The organism is Burkholderia sp. GW821-FHT14F03 (assembly GCF_058803765.1).
The window spans coordinates 31,174-51,227 of the sequence record NZ_JBXAPG010000020.1; the positions used below are offsets into that span (position 1 = coordinate 31,174).

The following is a 20,054-nucleotide window of genomic DNA, read 5'->3' on the forward strand; positions in this document are numbered from 1 at the left end:
TGGCTGTTTGCCCCCTCACGCTCAAGCGGCGGCGCGCCCTACGATGGCGGACACAATCATTCCCCGCACCCCGCCATGACCACGCCCTTCCCGCACCTGCTGGCCCCGCTCGACCTGGGCTTCACGACCTTGAAGAACCGCGCGCTGATGGGCTCGATGCATACCGGCCTCGAAGACAGCCGCAAGACCCTGCCGCGCCTCGCGGACTATTTCGCGGAGCGCGCGCGCGGCGGCGTCGGGCTGATCGTGACGGGCGGCTTCGCGCCGAACGTCGCCGGCTGGACCAAGCCGTTCGGCGGCACGCTGTCGACGCACGGCGCGGCGCGCCGGCACCGGGTGATCCCGGACGCGGTGCACGCGGAGGGCGGCAAGATCGCGTTGCAGATCCTCCATACCGGCCGCTACGGCTACCATCCGCTCGCCGTCGCGCCGTCGAGGATCAAGTCGCCGATCTCGCCGTTCACCCCGCGCGCGCTCACGGCGGGCGGCGTCGAACGGCAGATCCGCGCGTTCGTGCGCTGCGCGCAGCTTGCGCGCGAGGCCGGTTACGACGGCGTCGAGATCATGGGCTCCGAAGGCTACCTGATCAACCAGTTCATCTCGCAGCACACCAACAAGCGCACCGACGCCTGGGGCGGCTCGTATGCGAACCGGATGCGCCTGCCGGTCGAGATCGTGCAGCGCACGCGCGAGGCGGTCGGGCGCGACTTCATCATCATCTACCGGCTGTCGATGCTCGACCTGATTCCCGACGGCAGCAACTGGGAGGAAGTCGTGCAGCTCGCGAAGGCGATCGAGCGCGCGGGCGCGACGATCATCAACACAGGCATCGGCTGGCACGAGGCGCGCGTGCCGACGATCGCGACCTCGGTGCCGCGCGGCGCGTTCGCGTGGGTCACGCAGAAGATGAAGGGCGAAGTCGGGATTCCGCTCGTGACGACCAACCGGATCAATCGCCCGGAAGTCGCCGAGCAGATCCTCGCCGACGGCTGCGCGGACATGGTGTCGATGGCGCGGCCGTTCCTCGCCGACGCCGAATTCATGAACAAGGCGGCCGAGGGGCGCGCCGACGAGATCAACACCTGCATCGGCTGCAACCAGGCCTGTCTCGACCATGTGTTCAAGAACCAGGTCGCGTCGTGCCTGCTGAACCCGCGCGTGTGCCACGAGACCGAACTGAGCTACCGGCCGACGCCGCGCGCGAAACGCATCGCGGTGGTCGGCGCGGGGCCGGCGGGGCTCGCGTGCTCGACGCTGCTCGCGCAGCGCGGGCACGCGGTCGACCTGTTCGACGGCGCGGCCGAGATCGGCGGCCAGTTCAATCTCGCGAAGCAGATCCCCGGCAAGGAGGAATTCCACGAGGCGCTGCGCTACTTCGCGCGGCAGATCGAGGTGACCGGCGTGCGGCTGCATCTGAACCGGCGCGTCGACGCGGCGGCGCTGATCGCGGGCGGCTATGACGAAGTCGTGCTCGCGACCGGCGTGACGCCGCGCGATCCGCGCATCCCCGGCCAGGATCATCCGAAGGTGCTCAGCTACGTCGACGTGCTCGCGGGCAAGCGCCCGGTCGGCGCGCGGGTCGCGGTGGTGGGCGCGGGCGGGATCGGCTTCGACGTGTCCGAGTTCCTCGTGCAGGAAGGCGAATCGTCGACGCTCGACCTCGCGACGTGGAAGGCGGAGTGGGGCGTGACCGATCCGGGCGCGGTGCGCGGCGGCGTCACGCGTCCGGTCGCGACGCCGCCCGCGCGGCGCGTCACGCTGTTGCAACGCAAGGCGACGGGCGTCGGCAAGGGGCTCGGCAAGACCACCGGCTGGATCCATCGCGCGGCGCTCAAGATGAAGCAGGTCGAGATGCTCGCGGGCGTCAACTACGAGCGCATCGACGACCAGGGGCTGCACGTGAGCTTCGGCGAACAGCGGACGAAGCCGACCGTCATCGAGGTCGACACGATCGTGCTGTGCACGGGCCAGGAACCGCAGCGCGCGCTTTACGAACCGCTCAAGGCGGCGGGCGTGGCGGTGCATTTGATCGGCGGCGCGGAGCTGGCCGCCGAACTCGACGCGAAGCGCGCGATCGACCAGGGCGCGCGGCTCGCCGCCCGGCTCTGACGCGCGCGCCGGGCGGCGCGGCCGAATCGGGTATCATGCGGCCCGATCGAAGCCGGATCGGGCCGTGCCTGCCCGTACCGGCGCGACGGGGCGACCCGCGCACGGCCGAGGCCGCCTGCGCGGGCCGGCCGGCGGCGCGGCGTCATCACGCGGCGGGCCGGTCGATTCGGATTCAACCAGTTGAAAGCGTTGTCATCATCGTGTCGTATTCTTTAAGGTATCCAAAAGGAAAGGCCCGGACCGGGCGCGTCATCACGCGCGGCATTCGGTCCGGGCCCTTCGTCCATCCTCCGCTTCCGATCTAAGACGTCCCGGGTTCATCGTCTCATTTACTTGCTCGTCGCGAAAAATAATATTCAAGACGGCGATGCCCCGGGAAACGTCGACAGTCCAGTTCTTTACAGCTCAACGGCGCGGTCGTCCGACAGCGGGCCGCCGCGCGACATGATTTAGCGGATGGGGGTGAATCATGGCAACTCGCAGACAATTTCTGCTGGGCGCGGCGGCGGCCGGGGCCGCGCGCATGTTGTCCGGCTGCGGCGGGGGCGGCGACGGACAGGCGTCCGGCGCGACGTCCATCATCGACAGCAGCGCCAAGCAGCCGACGACCGGCGCGCAGCCGCCCACGGGCGGCGCGAAGAACGTCACCGGCACGCCGACCGTGACGCCGTCGCCGCCGTCGCCGCCGGTAGCGGCGGCGGCGCTGCCGTTCTTCGGCATCAACGCGCACCTGCTCGCGACCTACGCGCCGTTGCCGGCGTGGCTGTCGTCGACCTACGTCAACACGTTCGCCGACCTCGGCGCGCGGACGGTGCGCACCAACCTCAGCACGGCCGTCGACGCGGCGGCGCTCGTGCCGTACTGCCAGGCGTTCGCCGCGAGCAACGTCGTACCGTTCGTCGTGATCGACCAGGGCATCAGTCTGGTCGCCTCGTATACGGCGAACTACAGTGCGGGCTATGCGCTCGGCAAGTCGATCGCGCTGCCGCTGAACGGCCATTGCCGCTACTTCGAATGCGGCAACGAACTCGACTACGCGTGCCGCGTCGATTTCCTCACGCCGGGCGCGGTGAATCCGGTGGACGGCAAGCCCGTCGACGGATCGGTGCCGACCGACTATCTGCCGACCTCGATCGAGGCGCTGCGCGGCTGGACCGCCGGATTGCGCGACGGGATCAAGGCGGTGATTCCGGATGCGCAATGCGGCTATGCGTCGGGCGTCGCGTACAGCAACGTGGTGGCCGACATGCTGTGCAACGGCAAGGACACGACGGGCGCGGTCACCCGTCCGCCGATCGCGCTCGATTTCATCGGCGTGCACTGGTACAGCAGCGAGAACGACATCCTCGCGGCCGGCCCGTCGACGCACACCAACCAGTTCGTCAACGTGCTGCAGCAGTTGAACGCGGTGACCGGACGCAAGCCGATCGTCGTCTCCGAGTTCGGCGCCTGGGCCAGCGAGGCGGGCCAGGCGCAATACCTGAGCAGCCAGTTCGACGTGTGGCGCACCCAGCGCGCGCAGTACAACATCATCGGGGCGATCTATTACGCGTTGTTCCCGAACCCGACCGATCAGGGCGAGACCGCGGCGATGAACTGGGGGTTGATCCAGGACGACGGCGTGACGCGCAAGCCGGCTTATGCGGCGTATAAGCGGTATACGGCGGCGTATCCGCTTTAAGGCGCGGTGACGGGTTAAGCGTTATGTGCGGGAATGGCGAGGATCGACGCATTGCCGGCGATCCTCGTCTCCCTATCGAATGGCCCGTGACGACATCGTTGATTCATTGCGTCGCCGCTCGACGCTTCTTTTTCAATAGACTGATAAAATTCCTGCCCTGAATAAAAGAACACGAGGGTTGGGCGGTGGCGGCGATCGCGCAGCGTGATTGCCGGGTGCGCATCACAAGTCCAATGGGTTTGATGATCCTGGGTACCGCTCGAACGGGGTTTCAACGAGGCTGAGGTGAACCGCGGCGTGCGTCACGCATGGCGGCGTAATCCTGCTCAAGCGCCGCGATGGGCGGCGTGTTTATCCCAAGCAGCGCGACTTGGCATTCGAAGCGATCGAATCAATTCGAATCAATCGATTCACGCCACGGCGACTCAACGGCTTCAGTCAAATCAACGCGTTCTTGTCAGTTATATCGGTTTCTTTCCAAGGAAGGTGTCAAAGATTTTGAACGCGTGGCGTTATTTCCCCTCGTAATTCTGTCAGGGATTTTTCGAGATCGAAATTGTGGTTAGTATGGCGTCCTTTCCGATCGGGTGAGGTTGTCCGGTTCGGGAATCGCGCCGTACCGAGCGCGTTCATGCATCAAGGTCCGACAGAGACCGGTGCACCTTGAAGTTGATAGTCGACGACCCCGTTGGAACACGCATGGCCTGGGCATCCGTGCGTGCGAACCGAGCGGATCGCGAGCAGACCAGAATCATGAATAAAAATTACTATCGATTGGTGTTCAGCCGCGTGCGCGGCATGTTGGTTGCCGTTCGGGAAACGGCCAATGCCGCGGGGAAAACCAACCGCGGCGAAACGCGGCGGGCAAGCCACGCAGGCGCATCGCGCGGGCGCGGGCACTTTGCGATGCGTCATGCCGCATTCGCGGCGCTGATTGCCGCCGGCGCGATGCCGAGGTGGGCGGACGCGCAGATCGTCGGCGCGGGGCCGAATGCGCCGTCGGTCGTCCAGACGCCCAACGGGCTACCGCAAGTCAACATCAACCGGCCCGGCGGCGCGGGCGTCTCGCTGAATACCTACAGCCAGTTCGACGTCCAGAAGGGCGGCGCGATCCTCAACAACGCCGCGGGCATCACGAGCACGCAACAGGCCGGCGTGATCAACGGCAATCCGAATTTCGGCGCGAACGACGCCGCGCGGATCATCGTCAATCAGGTCAACAGTGCGAATCCGTCGCAGCTGCGCGGTTTCGTCGAAGTCGCGGGCCAACGCGCCGAAGTCATCCTCTCGAATCCGTCGGGGATCTACGTCGACGGCGGCGGCTTCATCAACACATCGCGCGCGGTGTTGACGACGGGCGTCCCGTTCTACGACCGGGACGGAGCCGTCGCGGGCTTCAACGTGAACCGCGGGCTCGTCACCGTGGCGGGCGCCGGGCTGAATGCATCGAACGTCGATCAGGTCGACATCCTCGCGCGCGCGGTCCAGGCCAATGCCTCGATCTACGGCGACAAGCTGAACGTCATCGCGGGCGCGAACCAGATCGATCACGGCACGCTGGCCGCGAAGCCGATCCAGGGTGAAGGCGCGGCGCCGGCGGTGGCGATCGACGTCGCGCAGCTGGGCGGCATGTATGCGAACCGCGTGTACCTGGTCGGCAATTCGGCGGGCGTCGGCGTGGCCAATGCCGGGACCATCGCCGCCCAGGCGGGCGACCTCACCCTGCAATCGGACGGCCGCCTGGTCCTGACGGGCAAGACCACGGCGCACGGCAATCTGCTGCTGTCGGCGGCGGGCGGCGTCGACAACAGCGGCGCGATCGACAGCCGGCAGTCGGTGGACGTGAAGACCGCGGCGGATCTCACCAACAGCGGAACGCTCGCCGCGCAGCAGAACGTGACGGTGAGCGCCGGCAGCATCCATTCGACGGGCGCGCTCAGCGCGGGCGTCGACGACCAGGGCAAGGTCGTGCGGGCCGGCGACCTGAACCTCACCGCGTCCGGCCAGCTGACCGCGACGGGCCGCAATACCGCGGGCGGCAACGCAGCGTTGACGGGCGGCAGCGTGAACCTCGCCGGCAGCCAGACCGCCGCGAACGGCAGCCTGTCGCTGACCGCCAAGACCGGCGACGTGAACCTCGCGAACGCCACCACGAGCGCTCAGCGCGCGGTCACGGCCAATGCGGCGGGGGCGATCATCAACGATCACGGCCAACTGTCGAGCGACGGCAACGTGACGCTGACGGGCGGCAGCATGTCGAACCAGGGCGGCAAGGTGTCGGCGCAAGGTCCGCTGTCGGTGCAGTCGTCGGGGCAGGTCGCGAATCAGTCCGGCACGCTGGTGTCGCAAGGCACGCTGGAGGTGCGCGGCGGGGGGATCGCCAACCAGTCCGGCACGATCCAGGGCGCGGGCCGGACCACGGTTGCCGGCGCGTCCATCGACAACTCGGCGGGGCGCATCACGTCGCTCAACGGCGACGGCCTGACGGTCACGGCGACCGGCCGGCTCCTGAACGCGGCGGGCGTCGCGGCGGACGGCGCGCAGGGCGGCGTCGTCGGCGGCAACGGCAAGGTGACGGTGCAGGGCGCGGATCTCGTGAACCGCGGCAAGATCACGGCCGGCGCCGACCTGCAGGTGACGGGACAGACCATCGACAACAGCGACGGGCTCCTCAAGGCCGCCCAGACCGCCACGATCGACGCGGGCGCGCGCTTGACCAACCGCGGCGGCACGATCGTCGGCCAGACGGCGAAGGTCGTCGGCACGACGCTCGACAACCGCGCGGGCACCGTGCAGGCCGACCAAGTGTCCTTGACGTCGACCGATCTCCTGAACCAGGGCGGGACGATCACGCAGACCGGCGCGGGCGCGATGCGCGTCGAGGCCACGGGCACGCTCGACAACTCCGGCGGCGGCTTGCTGGAGACGGAGAGCGCGGATCTCACGCTCGCGCCGACCACGCTCGTCAACGACGGCGGCACGATCACGCACGCGGGCAAGGGCACGCTGACGCTGGGCGGTGGAACCGGGTCGGTTTCGAACGTGGGCGGCACGATCGCGGGCAACGGCCGCGTTCTCGCCGAAACCGGGGCGCTGAACAACACGGCGGGCTCGATCAACGGGCAAGGCGGACTGACGGCGAACGTCGGCGGCCTGCTGAACAACGCGAAAGGCAAGCTGTCGTCGGATACGGCGCTCGACCTGACGAGCGGCGCGCTCGCCAACGACGGCGGCCGGATCGGCGCGAGCACGGCGGTGACGATTCACGGCGGCTCGTTGACGAACCGCGACGGCGCGATCGTCGCGCCGAACCTGACCGCGACCATCGATGCGACGCTCGACAACAGAGGCGGCAAGCTCGAAGCCAATCAGATGGCGTTGACGGCGAAGAACCTGACCAACCACGGCGGCACGATCACGCAGTACGGCGCGTCGGCGATGGGCATGGATGTCAGCGGCACGCTCGACAACGCGCAGGGCGGCGTCGTTCAAACCAACAGCACGGACCTGACGCTCAAGCCCGGCGAACTGAACAACGCGGGCGGCACGATCACGCACGCCGGCGCCGGGACGCTGACGATCGGGCCGGGCGGCGGCTCCGGCATGCTGAACAATGCGGGAGGCACCCTCGTCACGAAGGGGCGGGCCGTCGTCAACGCGGGCAAGCTGAACAATGCGAGCGGCATCCTGTCGGCGCGCGGCGCCATCCGCGCGAATATCGCGGGCGACGTAATCAATACGCAGGGCCTGATCCGCTCGGACGGCGCGCTGTCGCTGACCAACGGCGGTGCGCTCGTGAACCGGGCCGGGCATATCCAGGCAGGGCAGTCGAACCCCGGCGACGCCAGCACGCTCGACGTCCAGGCCGCCTCGATCGACAACGCCGACGGTGCGATCGCCGATCTCGGCGCGGGCAAGATGACCGTGCAAGGCGGCAGCCGCATCGACAACAGCCATGCGAACGGCGTCGCCGGCATGGGCGCGATCACCGGCAACGGCGACGTGACTGTCCACGCGTCGTCGATTGCCAATACGCAAGGCGGGCAACTGAGCGGCGTGGCGTTGACGGTTCGGGCCGACGTGCTGGACAACAGCGGCGGGCGGATCGGCAACGTCGTGAATTCACGCGGCGACGTGACCGTGGCGACGGCCGGCGCGGTCACGAACGCGAACGGGCAGATTGGTTCGACGCGCAGCCTCACGGTCACCGCGGCGACGCTGCAAGGCGGCGGCGAGTACAGCGCGACCTACGACGCCAGCATGAACCTGCAGGGCGATTTCACGGCGACGTCCGATTACCGGTTCGGCGTGGGACATGACTTCGGCTTCACCCTGCCCGGTACGTTCACCAACCGCGGCAATCTGGAATCGGTGCACAACCTGAGCATCCAGGCGGGCAATATCGTCAACGTGGGGGCGCTGTCGGCGGGCGGGCTGCTGCGCACGCAATCGGCCAATCTTGCCAACACCGGCGCGATCGTCGGCGGCAGCACGTCGATCAACGCCACGGATACGGTCTCGAACCTCGGGCGCACCGCCGTGATCGGTGGCTCGGACAGCAACGGCCTGCTCGAAATCCTCGCGCGTCACATCGAGAACCGCGACGATACGTCGTCAACCGACTCGATGGCGCAGACCGCCATCTTCGGCATGGGCCGGGTGGTGCTGGCGGGCGGCAAGGACGCGAACGGCAATTACACGAACGCCGCGCTGGTCAACAACTCGTCGGCGCTGATCCAGTCGGGCGGCGACATGGAACTGCATGCCGACCGGGTGACGAACACGCGCCGGGTGATGACGACCACGGGGTACACGAACAACGTCGATCCGGCCATGCTGGAGAAGTATGGGATCAGCATGTCGGGTTGCGCGGCCGTCTACATAGCTGCTTGCAGCGGTCACGACGTCCGTTGGGCGGATATCTTTGGCAGTCCGAGTTTCCCCGATTACGATCCTGCGCCCGTCATTGCGCAACTGAAGGAGCAGCCGGGCGGCATGTTTACCGTTCCCCCGAGCGAAGATCACTGGAACAGCGGCTATCAATACACGACCTACAAGGGCGTCGCGATCGCGAACATGATCAAGGACGTCAGCGCCGCCGGGCAAATCGTATCGGGCGGTGCGATCGATGCCTCGTCATCGGGCACGGTGCAAAACTACTGGAGCAATATCGCCTCGGTCGGCGCGCTGAAGCTGCCCGCCCGATATGAGTCGGACGCATGGGCGGCCACGGGGCAGCAGGCGCCGGGCGTTACGGTCACCTACTCGGGCCACTATCACTACAACAACTACAACAACGAGGAACACGGCTGGACGTTGCCGTTCGGCGATGCGCCGTTTATCGGCGGCCGTCCGGGGGGATATGCTCAGGCCGCGCCGGCCGACGTCAAGAAATACGCGCTGCCGGGTTACGGGGCGACCCTGAGTTCCAACAAAACGATTTCCGGAACGGGCGTGAGCATCAACAACACGGCCGCCAATGCGTCGATCCCTTCGCTCGGGCTGATTCCCGGTCAGGCGGTGCCGGGGTTGACGATCGGCGGGCCGAACGGCAGCGCGAGCGGCGGGAAGACGGGCGCCGTGGCCGTGCGCGGCGGCCGCGCCACGGCGGTCGATCCGATCATCGCGAGCGCGACGGCGCTGAACGTGCTGAACAACCTGACGATTCCCCAGGGCGGCTTGTACAAGCCGACCGAGTTGCCGAACGCGAGCTACGTGATCGAGACGAATCCCGCGTTTACGAATCAGAAGACCTTCATTTCGAGCGACTACTTCTTCAAGCAGCTCGGCGTCGACCTGACGCATGTTCCGAAGCGCCTGGGAGATGGCTTCTACGAGCAGCAGCTCGTCCGGAACGAAATTACCGCGCTGACCGGCAAGGCCGTGTTGGGACCGTATACGGATCTCCAGACGATGTATCAGTCGCTGCTGACGGCGGGCGCGGCGTTGCAGAAGGATCTGGCGTTGCCGGTCGGCGCGAGCCTGTCGGCCGAGCAGGTGTCGAAGCTGACCAGCAACGTGGTCATGATGGAGACGCAGGTCGTCGACGGGCATTCGGTGCTGGTGCCGGTCGTGTATCTCGCGAAGGCAAGCCAGCAGAACATGGGCAACGGCCCGCTGATCGTCGCGACCGACATCGACATCAAGGACGCGCAGTCGTTCGTCAACAGCGGCACGATCAAGGCGGACAACACGCTGGCGGTTCAGGGCAAGCAGATTGACAACGCGTTCGGCGCGTTGGAAAGCGGCGGGCTCATGTCGTTGACGACGGCGGGCAACGTCGATCTGACTTCGGCCAAGGTGAAGGCCGGCAGCCTCAGCGTCGCGGCGGGCGGCGACCTGATCCTCGATACGGCGACGAAGACCGACAAGCGCGTGAGCCGCGACGGCGCGACCGGCGTCTTCACGACGCTCGGGCCGACCGGGCAGGTGGATGTGGCCGGGGATGCGGCGATCGTGACGGGCGGCAACGTGCGGCAGAACGCGGGCAACCTGACCGTCGGCGGCAACCTCGGCGCGAACATCGGCGGAGATTGGACGCTTGGTGCGCAGCAGATCGGCGAGCACAAGGTCGTGCAGTTGGCGAACGGGGTGTCGGATACGAACGTCAACTCGGTGGTGGGCAGTACGGTCAAGGTCGGCGGCGCGTCCGTCATCGGCGTGGGCGGGGATTTCACGGCGAAAGGCGCGCAGATCGAACTGGGCGGTGGCGGGGCGATCGCCGCCAAGGGCAATGTGACGCTCGGGACGGCGAGCGCGACGTCGGTCATCAATTCCAACGGCTCGGGCGGAAGCAGCGGCCGCAGCTATGTCGAGCAGCATCACTCGTCGGACGAGACGCTGACCGGCACGGTGCTCAAGGGCGGGCAGACGGTCACGATCGCGGCGGGCAAGGACATTACGCTCAGCGGGAGTGCGATCAGTCTGGACAAGGGCAATGCGAACCTCGTGGCGGTGGGGGACGTGAATGTGGTGGCGGCGACGGAGACGCACGTCATCAATTCGCACGAGACGCATAGCCATAGCGTGGTGGTGAGCGGATCGAAGGTGGCGAGCGGAATCGATCAGACGTCGGTGCGGAGTCTGGGGAGTGTGATTTCGGCGGATGGAGTGAATGTTGCGAGCGGGAAGGATGTCAATGTGACCGGCAGTACGGTCGTCGGTACGAACGATGTGACACTGAAGGCGGCACGCGATGTCAACATCAAGACATCGCAGGACACGGTCGAATCGTCCAACTACTACCAGAAGAAGGAAACCGGGCTGATGTCGAACGGCGGGTTGTCGATGTCCGTCGGCTCGCGATCGATGACCGACCGCGAACAATCTTCCACGGTGACGAATAACGCGAGCACGATCGGTGCGCTCAACGGCAACCTGTCGATCCAGGCTGGCAACAATGTAAACGGCACCGCGGCCATCCTTCATGCGGGCAACGACGTAGAGGTATCCGGCAAGCGGGTCAAGCTGGATTCTGCCTATGACACGATGAGTCAGGCGGAACAGCAGCAGTATCGCCAAGCGGGTGTAACGGTCGGCGTGTCGAGTCCCGTGATTGCGCTGGCGCAGACCGGCAAGCAGATGGCGGAGGCCGCCGGGAAGACCAAGGGCGATGCGCGTCTGATTGCATTGGCCGCGGCCACGACCGGCCTTGCCGCGAAGAATTCCTACGATGCGACGGACGGCGGCGATCCGACATCCGTTGCGAAGTCGGTCGGCGTGAATATTTCGCTGGGGGCGAGCAAGAGCGATAACCAGTCACAAGCGCAATCGAGTACTGCCGTTGGCGGTACGGTGTCGGCCGGCCGAAACGTTTCGATCAAGGCGACGGGCGCAGGAGCCGACAGCCAGATCGACGTGATCGGCAACACGATTTCGGCTGGAGGGAATGCCAAGCTCGCCGCCGACGGCAAGGTGAATCTCCTGGCCGCTGAAAGCACCAGCAGCCAGCATTCGACCAACAGCGGAGGCAACTTCGGCGTTGGCGTGTCGATTGGCTTTGGCAAGCAAAGCGGCATTGCGTTCACGGCTGGCGTTGCGGGCAATCGAGGAAAGGCCGATGGCGATTCGGTCGGATGGACGAATACGCATGTCACCGCAGGGAATACCTTGACGATCGAGTCCGGCGGCGACACGAACCTCAAGGGGGCTGTCGCGTCGGGTAAGCAAGTCGTGACGAATGTCGGTGGGAATCTCAATGTCGAGAGCCTGCAGGATATCGATCATTACGACTCGAAGCAGCAGAGCGCGGGTGTATCGGTCCGTGTGTGTGTGCCGCCGTTGTGCACCGGCTCATCGAGCGTGGCGGCGAATGTCGCTCAGCAGAAGATGCGCAGCGACTACGCGGCAGTGGGCGAGCAGTCGGGCATCAAGGCCGGCGATGGCGGCTTCCAGGTCGACGTGAAGGGGAATACCGATCTCAAGGGAGGCGTGATCGCAAGCAGCGACAAGGCGGTGCAGAGCGGCGCAAACAGCCTGACGACGGGGACCCTGACGTATAGCGATGTCGAGAATCATGCTTCTTATGAAGCGTCGTCGGTCGGGCTTTCAGGGGGCTATGGCGGAACGATCGGCAAGAATCAGAAGGGCACGGCCGACAATACGAATCCGGTGGCGGGTACCGATTTGCCCAAGGAAGGCGGATTTTCGGCTACGCCTCCGGTGCTGTTGGGCGCATCGGGAGATGCGAGTTCGACCACGCGCAGCGGAGTGAGCGGCGGCGCGATCAAGATCACCGATGGTGCTAAACAAGAACAGCTGACAGGCAAGACGGCTGAGGAGACGGTCGCAAGCATCAATCGGGATACGTCGGATACCGGCGGTGCGCTGGCGCCGATTTTCGACAAGGAGAAGATTCAGGCCGGGTTTGATATCACGAGCCAGTTCGTGAATCAGATGGGGACGTTTGTTGCGAATCGAGCAGCGGAAGCGGATGCGGCGAGGGATGCTGCCAAGAATCCGAATCTGTCGCCTGAGCAGCGGGCGGCGGCACAGGCCAAAGCGGAAGACCTGGCCAAGTGGGGGCCGGGTGGCACGTATCGTCAGGTGCTCACGGCGTTGACGGTGGCCGCCGGCGGCAATGTGACGGGTGGCATGGGCCAGTTCGCGCAGAGTGCGACGGTGGCATATCTGCAGGAACTCGGCGCGAATCAGGTCAAGCAGGTTGCCGATAACCTTGGTAGCGAAGAAGCGCGGACGGCACTTCATGCGATTGTCGGGTGTGTGGGGGCGGCGGCGAGTAGCAATAGTTGCGGTGCTGGTGCGATGGGTGCAGCAACCAGTTCGGTGCTTGGTAGCCTGCTTGCTCCGACAAACAATTTGTCGGCATCGGAACGCGAAGCGCGCGACAATCTTGTGACGGGTTTGGTGGCGAGCATTGCTGCGGTATCGGGGCAGAATATGGCGATGGCGGCCGGGGCAGGCAAGATCGAGGTCGAAAACAATCAGCTTGGACGTAATGGCGTGCCGAGTAACCCGTTCAAGGTTGATCTTGTTAAGCAATATTGCGGCATGGGCAACTGTTCGGATAAGAAAGTTGAGCAACTTATCCAGGTTCAGAACCAGTTGATGCAGGATAGCGGTGAGGTCGCGGTGAGGGTGGCTGGTGTGACTGGTGCTGCTGCGATTGTGGCAGCAGTACCGGTGTTGGCATCGCTGGCCCCCGAGGCGTTAGCGCTTGCGTTGGCGAATCCTGCGGCAGCAGTGAATGCGGGCATCATTACGGTAGAAACAGCTGCAGCGATTGCGACGAACTCTCTCACGCCGGGAGTGGTAATTGAGGGGGGCGGGGCGAAGGCTGTTGCGAGTGGTTCAAAATTTGTTGTGCAGTATGGACCACTCAATCGAGGTCCTCTCCCTCAAGCTATCGCAAACACATTTAGAGGAGGAAGTTATGCAGAAGTCCTTACAGAGACGCCAACGATTCTTTACCGAGTATACGGAGGGACAGCTAAGGAGCTTGGTGGGTATTGGTCGCGTACTCCGCCAGCGGGACCAGTTCAATCAATTATCGATAGTGCACTGAACCCACAGTGGGGCAACACGGCTGTCAATGTCGTGAAAATCGAAGTGCCTGTCGGAACGAAATTCTATGAAGGCGCTGCTGCTGCTCAAGGTGGATTGGTTGGGGGTGGTAGCCAAGTGCTGTTCCCAAAGGATGTCAAAATTGATTCATCGTGGATTAAGAAGCCATGAACTTGTGTAACTGGGAAACAATCGATGCATTCTCTTCGCCAGATGAATATCGTCGGTTCTGCATTTGGATATCTGAACAGATTGCTATTGGATTAGTTGAGCAAATCGATGTCCAAGACTCGTATGCAGGTGCGATGTTTGATGAAAGATGGTTTCGGTGCAAGCAGTGCGGAGAAGTATGGAGACTTGTAGCGCCAGATGATCCGTTCCATGGATATTGGGGTGCAGTTTAGTGGATCTCTCGCCTGATTGAATGGTCGGTTACCTGCCGGTAACGCTCGGTGTATCAGGTGGCGCGAGTTCGACCATGCGCAGCGGAGTGAGCGGCAGGATACTCACGATCACGGATAGTACGAGCAGCCGTTGACCGCTCAGACGGAGGCAAATGTCAATCGGGACACGTCGGACATGAGCAGTGCGCTTGCGTCGATCTTTGACAAGGAGAAGATTCAGGCCGCGTTTGATATCACGAGCCAGTTCGTGAATCAGATCGGGACGTTTGTGTCGAACAGGACGAAGGAGATCGACAGCCTCAAGCAGAAGGCGAATGACCCGAATGCGAAGGATGCGAATGGGAATCCGCTGACTGATGCGCAACGTCAGCAGATGTTGGCCCAGGCGAACGACATCGAGCAGACCTGGGGACCGGGTAAGCCGGGGCGTCAGATCATGACGGCGCTGACGGCAGCAGCGGGCGGGAATGTGACGGGAGGTGCGGGGCAGTTCGCGGCGAATGCGGCGATTGGGTATGTGCAGAGTCTAGGGGCGAACAAGGTCAAGGAATTGGCGCACTCGTTCGGTCAAGGGACGGCGGAGGCGGAATCGGCACGCGCGGCGTTGCACGCAATCGTGGGTTGTGCGGGCGCAGGGGCAGGCGGTCAAGGATGCGGATCTGGCGCGATGGGGGCGGCGGCGAGTTCCTTGATCGGATCGGCATTGGGATCGGCGGAGGGGCTGACGCAGGAGGAGCGGCAAGCACGTGTCGATCTGGTGACGAGTATCGTGGCTGGTGTTGCGGCTGCGGGGGGGCTGGATTCGACAACAGCGGGGAATGCGGCGCGGATTGAAGTGGAGAATAATCAGCTTGGGCGTAACGACGCGATGAGCAACCCGTTCAAGGTCGATTTAGTCAAAAAATACTGCGCCACAGGCACCTGTTCGGATAAGCAAGTTGAGCTGCTAATTCAGGCACAGAATCAACTGATGCGGGATAGCGGCGATGTTGCGGTGAAGGTAGTCGGTGCGATTGGTGCGACTGCGGTAGTGGCGGCAGTGCCTGTGTTGGCATCGCTTGCTCCTGAAGCGCTAGCGCTTGCGTTGTCGAACCCGGCCGCAGCGGTGAATGCTGGCATCATCACGGTAGAGACGGCAGCGGCGATCGCAACCAACTCGGTTACGCCAGGAATGGCGATAGAAGGGGCTGGAAAGAAAGCAGGTACGGTATGGGACTCCATTGTTGCGACTCAACCTGTCTATCCTGGCTCAATTCTTCCGAAATCTTTTGAACTTACGTTGGGAAGTGGCCAAAGTATATGGGTGCATGGGAATGCGACGGAATACATTGCCGAATATGCGCAAATGATCGCAAAGAACAATTCGCCCGAAGTTGTCAGACTTGCAACACAACAACAGCTTGCGAGCTTGCAAGGTGCAGTTAGCGCCGTGACCAAGAACGACGTGCCATTCAATCAGCTAATCAAAGCTGATGGTTGGGAGTTAAAGTTTGCTCCCCCGCGACAGTCGGGGAAGCTCCCTGTGCTTATTCATGCATTGCCTACTGGTAAATGAGTTTGATATATGAACATCAGAATTGATAGGCCATTTTTTTTAAATTTAGATGTAATCGAAACGGATGATTATGTTCCGTCGATGAAGATGGAAATCTCGGTTGAGCTGCAGCAGTTTGGATCCAGGATTGATTATCGTGGAGCTTTGTGGTTTAACTGTTCAAGTTGGGATGAGTTTGTTTTGGGGTTAAATAATATTGACACGGCAGATGCTGTTTTTTTTGATATGAGCGGCTATTTCGTTTTGCGGATTAGGACGGTATCTGGAAAGCCTGAAATCTCATGGGAGGTAAAAAGAAGTGACATCGAAGGAGCAACTGCAACGGTGGCATTTCGATCGCCAATTGACGAAGACATTTTGGCACATGTAAAACGCCAGGTTGAACAGTTTCCGGTGTGGTGGTAATTGATTGGGGGTAATCAAGTAGGACCACAGCAGGCGATACAAACCCCACAAGCCGTGCTCGTTCTAAACTGGCTGTCTCAGATACGTGGGTGAGATCGTAGTAAGAACGATAATGTAATCATCGATCCAGCCACGGAAACGGTTGTAGGAATGAAGGCAGGGCCTTTGATCATGCCGAGATCGGTTTAATCGGCAGTTGCATCCTGACGAAAGGCAGTGGGCGAAGGACAAGGCGAAGGATTTCGCGAAGTTCTATGAAAAAAATACCGGCAAGGAGATCACGGAGGAGCAGGCTCAGAATATGCTGCTGGCGACTGGTTACCGTTTGGTAGATGCTGTGGCGAGCAAGGGACCGGGCGGGGATCTGGTTGCGGTGGCTTATATCAGCAGCAACGCGGGAGGGATGTTCCAGAAAGACCAGTACTACAATGATCCGTTCAAGTTTGGTAACAAGGACGGATCGCTGACGCCGGAGCAGAAGGCTTTACCGGGGGCGATCGCCAATCCGGCGCTTGGGATCGCTGGTGCGGCGGCAGTGACAGGTGGTTTAGCGCTTGGACCGGAGGTTGTTGCAGCGGCGGTAGTTGCGATAAGGGCATGTGCGGCGAATCCGGTGTTGTGCGCGAACCAGATGGGGATTGCTGCGGGCGAGATTGCCGCGGGTGGTGCCATGCCGGCGGGGACGGGGGCGGCGATAGCCGGGGCAGCGGCTACAGGTAAGCTCATTGGTTCGATGGATGGCCTTACCGCGGCCGAACGGGGTTTCATAAGTGAAATGGTTGCGGGTGGTAGAACTGTTAACGTGATCCCTTCGAGCAACGCGGGCCGATCAGCAGACTTTCTCATCGATGGGAAGAAATATGAGCTGAAGACAATGACGGATGTAGTCAAGCAGGATTCAGATGGCTTATCCAAGGCAATCTCAAGCACAGCAATGGATGCGCGAGGACAATCGGACGATATTATTATTGATGCACGGAATCAGTTGGGCATGACATCGGATATTGCTCAGCGCGGAATTAACAGGGCATTATCGGCGGATACTAGATCTGGTTCTAAGATTCAGAGTATCACGGTTATAACTCAACAAGGGACGGTGTATGTCCCGAGGTTACCGCAATGACGGCCATGATTAACGGTTATCCAAAAGAGAGCGAGTTGCACGATAGAATAGAACGTCAGCTTGCTTGGCGTGGGGCAACTGATACGGTTGCACTTATTTGGCATGGATATCTATCTGGGTTGCTGGAATGGGGGCTGATTGAAATCGATGTATTCGATCGACTTTGCGCATTGCTTCCCAATGTTGGCTGTAAGGAGCTTGTAGAGCTATCTATGGATGAGCCGATGACTCCAGAACTAGAACGAGAGATCAATGAGTCGATGCGTAAGGGAAGGCAGTAACAACAAGCCGGACTATCGCTGAGTTTGTTGTTTAGTATGCCTGCATCGGTCGGGATCGTGAATCTGGAGCGCCGGTAATAATGGTCGGGACGATGCCAACTGATTCAAGGCGACATGGCAGTATGCGGGATCGACCGACGACGATAAGCCGAATCTGACGCAGTTTAAGGTGAAGCTGAATACTGAATTGCAGAGCTATATTCTTACGAATTCCGTATGGGCGCAGAATGAAGTGCCGAATATCATGTATGACGGAACTGAAAAGAAGAGCTTTGGCGTTGAGGTAATGGGGCCGTTTACGGAGGTTAATTAGTTGGATGCATCTGCGCGAAGAATACGACGTCGGATACGGTGTCGATGATCTCAACGAGTGGAGGCGTGTGAGTGCAACTGCAGGAGCGATGGCATCTGTCCCAAATCCGGCGCGGGTTGTTTTCTGCGGCAGAGTCACCGATCAGGCAATGTTCGAGGAACGTAACCCGTTGATCAAGTGACGACGCAGGCGAGATGGTGCACGCAATCAGGTAGCACACGACACGGTCCCCGGATCTGTCTTGCAGCTTTCCCGGTTCCGTGCACGAGGAAGATCCGCAATTTGGCGGGGCGAACACCACGCTGAACCCAACGACGACGACCCTGACCACCCCGTCGTCACATGAAACACGCAGTTGGAAAATAACGAATGAGAGTAGCTACACACCTGATCGCGCTGCTGCTTCTGGCTGCGTCCTTCGCGTCCCACGCGCAGCAGACCCCGACTCCCGACGATCGCGCCGCCGCCGCTCGCGCCAACGCGGAGCAGGACCGCCAGGCCCAGCAACAACGCGACGCCCAGCAGCGTAACGCCGACGTCACCACACCGTCCGTGCGCTCCGAAGTACCGCGCATCGAGGCCTACCCGACGTTACCCACCGAAACGCCGTGTTTCCGAATCGACCGCATCACTCTCGAAGTCCCTGCCTCGCTCCCCCCCGCAGCGCAATTCCAGGGCGCATCGGCATTACCAATGGACCGCTTCGCCTTCGCCCGCGAATGGCTCGACCACTACGCCGGGCAATGCATCGGCAAGCAGGGCCTCGACATCCTGGTCAAAGGTCTTTCCCAAGCGATCCTCTCGCGCGGCTACGTCACCACGCGCGTGCTCGTCCCCGAACAAGACCTGTCGAAGGGCACCCTCAAGCTCGCGCTGATCCCCGGCATGATTCGCCACGTGCGCTTCGCCGATGAAAAACTCCACGGCACCTGGAAAACCGCCTTCCCGACCGGCGACGGCGAGCTGCTGAACCTGCGCGACCTCGAACAGGGCCTCGAACAGATGAAGCGCGTCTCCAACCAGGACGTCTCCATGCAAATCGTCCCCGCCGACACCCCCGGCGAAAGCGACGTCGTGCTCGACGTGAAGCGCGGCAAACCATGGAGCGTCGTCGCATCGATCGACAACGCCGGCACCCGCGCAACGGGCCGCTTGCAGGGCAATCTGTCGCTTGGCATCAACAACCCGCTCGGCTTGAACGACGTCTTCAACATCGGCGTGAGCCAGGATCTCGAATTCGGCGACAAGCGGCTGGGGTCGCACGGCTGGAACGGTTTCTACTCGATCCCCTGGGGCTACTGGACCGCCACGCTCGCGGCCTACACCAACTCCTACTACCAACAGATCGCGGGCGTAAACCAGACCTTCGTCGCGAGCGGCAATTCGAAGACCGTGGACGTCAAGCTCAACCGCGTGCTGCTGCGCAGCCAGAACGACGTGCTCGGCGCGCAGTTCCGCCTGTCGCGGCGATTCGGCCGCAGCTACATCGAAGACACCGAGATCTCCCAGCAGCGACGCAACAACACGTTCATCGAATTCGGCCTGACCGATCGACACTACTTCGGCGGCGCGCAATTCGACGGCACGCTCGCCTACCGCCAGGGCGTCGGCGCGTTCGGCGCGCAGGACGACCTCCTGGCGGCGGACGGCGGTCCGTCCTACCGCTACAGGATGGCCGTGCTCGACGCGAACCTGTCGATACCGTTCGCGATCGCGCGGCAGCCGTTCCGCTACGTGACGACGTTCCACGGTCAATACACGGGCAATACGCTGTACTACATCGATGATCTGACGATCGGCAGCCGTTACACGGTGCGCGGCTTCGACGGCGAAACGATGCTGGCCGCCGCGCGGGGCTTCTACTGGCGCAACGAGATCCAGGCGCCGATCGGCCAGACCGGGCAGGCTGCCTACGCGGGGCTCGACTACGGCCGCGTATGGGGCCCGCAGCCGATCGCGCTGGTGGGCACGCAGCTGGCCGGCGCGGTGGTCGGCGTGAAGGGAAGCATCGGTACGCGTTTCGGCGCCTATGCGTATGATTTGTTCGTGGGAACGCCGGTCTATAAGCCATCCGGTTTCCCGACCACGCGCGTGACGTTCGGGTTCCAGTTGACGGCGCAACTCTAGCGCGACGCGCCTCCCCCCTTTTCCAGGAGCAAC

8 protein-coding genes are annotated in these 20,054 nt (G+C 62.7%); all 8 read left to right on the forward strand.

Annotated features, from left to right (window positions below; genetic code table 11):
- Positions 1–75: 75 nt before the first annotated feature.
- A complete protein-coding gene (locus AC1RQF_RS15570; protein ID WP_492872418.1) occupies positions 76–2,109 on the forward strand; it encodes an oxidoreductase in 2,034 nt (677 codons plus the stop codon).
- A 469-nt stretch (positions 2,110–2,578) separates the two neighbouring features.
- Positions 2,579–3,790 carry a glycoside hydrolase 5 family protein gene (locus tag AC1RQF_RS15575; RefSeq protein WP_273996783.1) on the forward strand — a complete coding sequence of 404 codons (1,212 nt, stop codon included), beginning with the start codon at positions 2,579–2,581 and terminating at the stop codon, positions 3,788–3,790.
- A 753-nt stretch (positions 3,791–4,543) separates the two neighbouring features.
- Positions 4,544–13,984, forward strand: a complete 9,441-nt coding sequence (locus tag AC1RQF_RS15580) for a hemagglutinin repeat-containing protein (protein WP_492872449.1) — start codon at positions 4,544–4,546, stop codon at positions 13,982–13,984.
- 408 nt (positions 13,985–14,392) lie between these two features.
- On the forward strand, positions 14,393–15,772 hold the full coding sequence (locus AC1RQF_RS15585) for a VENN motif pre-toxin domain-containing protein (protein WP_492872419.1): 1,380 nt from the start codon (positions 14,393–14,395) through the stop codon (positions 15,770–15,772).
- A 9-nt stretch (positions 15,773–15,781) separates the two neighbouring features.
- Entirely contained in the window at positions 15,782–16,177 is a 396-nt protein-coding gene (locus AC1RQF_RS15590) for a hypothetical protein (protein ID WP_273996780.1), read from the forward strand.
- Positions 16,178–16,373: 196 nt separating this feature from the next.
- Complete coding sequence (locus tag AC1RQF_RS15595) at positions 16,374–17,300, forward strand: CdiA C-terminal domain-containing protein (RefSeq protein WP_492872420.1); 927 nt, start codon at positions 16,374–16,376, stop codon at positions 17,298–17,300.
- The gene (locus AC1RQF_RS15600) at positions 17,297–17,581 is read left to right on the forward strand and encodes a hypothetical protein (RefSeq protein ID WP_273996778.1); all 285 of its coding nucleotides are present in this window, start codon (positions 17,297–17,299) and stop codon (positions 17,579–17,581) included. The genes AC1RQF_RS15595 and AC1RQF_RS15600 overlap by 4 nt, the downstream gene beginning before the upstream one ends.
- Positions 17,582–18,263: 682 nt before the next feature.
- The gene (locus tag AC1RQF_RS15605) at positions 18,264–20,021 is read left to right on the forward strand and encodes a ShlB/FhaC/HecB family hemolysin secretion/activation protein (protein ID WP_492872421.1); all 1,758 of its coding nucleotides are present in this window, start codon (positions 18,264–18,266) and stop codon (positions 20,019–20,021) included.
- The last annotated feature ends 33 nt before the right edge of the window (positions 20,022–20,054 follow it).